This is a genomic window from Pseudovibrio sp. Ad5, from assembly GCF_001623095.1.
Lineage (GTDB): Bacteria > Pseudomonadota > Alphaproteobacteria > Rhizobiales > Stappiaceae > Pseudovibrio.
Window position 1 is genome coordinate 1 of record NZ_LMCH01000037.1, and the last position, 1,828, is coordinate 1,828.

The following is a 1,828-nucleotide window of genomic DNA, read 5'->3' on the forward strand; positions in this document are numbered from 1 at the left end:
TCCCGAACTCGGAAGTGAAACGCCCCTGCGCCAATGGTACTTCGTCTTAAGACGCGGGAGAGTAGGGCGCCGCCGGGCATGAATAATACACACCGACAAATCTCTACAAAATAAAACAGAACAAACACTATTTACCGCGGGGTGGAGCAGCCCGGTAGCTCGTCAGGCTCATAACCTGAAGGTCGTAGGTTCAAATCCTACCCCCGCAACCAAAATATGATCGTAAGATCAAATACATAGCAAAAGCCCTGAGCCAATCGCTCAGGGCTTTTTGCGTTCGCGTCAACACCACGTCAACAAAAGACATGTTCGCCAGCAGCTTACTCAGTAGATGTGGGTGGGAAATGACAATCTCAGTCGCGGATCAGTACGGGTGAGGGCCGCCAAGGTAGAGCGGTGAGTTACCTGCTGCATGGCGCCTGTTAGCAAGCTGAGAGCTACTCAGCGGCGCCCATTTCCCTTAGGACTATTCCTGCTTGAAGAGGAACTTGACCAAAAGCTGCCATTGGGACGTTTCTAGCAAAGGTCGAGTCAGTTCCTACCAAGAAGCGCCGCCAAGTCATCCAAAACTGGTGATCGCAAACTCGTCGTCCCCTTTTCACCTGACAAGCGCGCTTGAGAACAGACTTCCGTTCGGATACTAGTATCGCATGCGCCTACGGATCATTGCCTCATTGTCCTGCCACTCGGCCTCCGCGATGTACTTGCGAACCATCTCACGCAGAATTCTCGCCATGCGCGGATGCTCGAACTCGCAAGCTTTAGCCCAGCCCTCGTACTGATCCGCCAACTCTCGATCTTGCGCTCCGCCTTCACCTCGCCAAGTCGCACCGCGAGCATTGTAGCGCCCGATTGTGATGTCGCGCTCAATCTCGACGCTATACAGATCATTGACAGCCTCCCGCACAGGTTCACAAGGCCATGATCCATCTTCTGCCAAAGGGGCGTGTGCGAGGATTTCCCCGATCTGATAGTCAAGCATGGCGCGATGACCTGTCGGCTCGCTAATGCGCCTTGCCTCGATAATCCATTCCTTCAGCTTCCCAGCCTGGATGACACCGTGTTCATCGACTCCAGGTACTGAAGAAAGTGCATCAATAAAGGTATTCGCGTTTCTGGCGGCCGTCTTCTGCTCATCGTTAGGTTCCACATCTCTGGACTCATTTTTGCCCCTGTAGGCCATGCGAATGGCCTCGCAGAAAAGAGACGGGTTGTCGTTTACCTCGGCCTCAAGGTTAGGGATACGCCCTCTATCGAACCTGAAGACCTTCAGATACAGGAACTCCAGATCTGCCATCCTATCGCGGCTAATTGTGCCGCGCGAATTGAGAATCTTGAACACCTCCTCAATGGAATGCCGATCCATCGAGGATGCTCCCCGCTCAGCTTCATCGCTTCGGGGAAGTGCTTGCAGGATTGCGCAGAGCTGTTCAGATTCGATGCTCTTCAGGTCCAGATGGACAAATTGCAGCGCCGTTAGGCCGCGACGGGCTTCAATGAGTTTTGCTACGGCGTAGCGCAACTCATCTTCTGTCTGCCTCGCCCAGTGTGCGGACACAGTCTTCCAGTATCCTTCGGACACTGCCCGGCTTGAAGCCTCCACAGCGTCCCAAACTGTCTGCCCAAACCGGCAAAGGCAGAAGAGGCGCACCAACTGTTCATCGGTCAGTTCGCCACGCAATCCGATGATAAAACCTGTTTCCCATCGAAGCCTTATGGACAGATCGGTTAATTTGAATAAGGGAGTGTTTTGGCTCATGATCATGAGATTAGGAGTGAACAATGGGGCACAACACACGGACCGCCAGCGCTGCAGCTGAGAAGGCGG

Annotated in this window: 1 protein-coding gene, 1 tRNA gene and 1 rRNA gene; 2 read left to right on the forward strand and 1 reads right to left on the reverse strand. The window is 53.7% G+C overall.

The annotated features are described in order from the left end of the window. Together rrf and PsAD5_RS14290 are read left to right on the forward strand one after the other, a co-directional pair. A 5S ribosomal RNA gene (gene rrf, locus PsAD5_RS28830) occupies positions 1-78 on the forward strand; the annotation flags it as partial. Positions 79-135: 57 nt separating this feature from the next. After that, a tRNA-Met gene (locus tag PsAD5_RS14290) sits at positions 136-212 on the forward strand. A 428-nt stretch (positions 213-640) separates the two neighbouring features. Here the strand turns inward: PsAD5_RS14290 and PsAD5_RS14295 are convergent. Further along, a partial coding sequence (locus tag PsAD5_RS14295; RefSeq protein ID WP_206599736.1) for a hypothetical protein occupies positions 641-1,828 on the reverse strand: 1,188 nt, incomplete at its 5' end.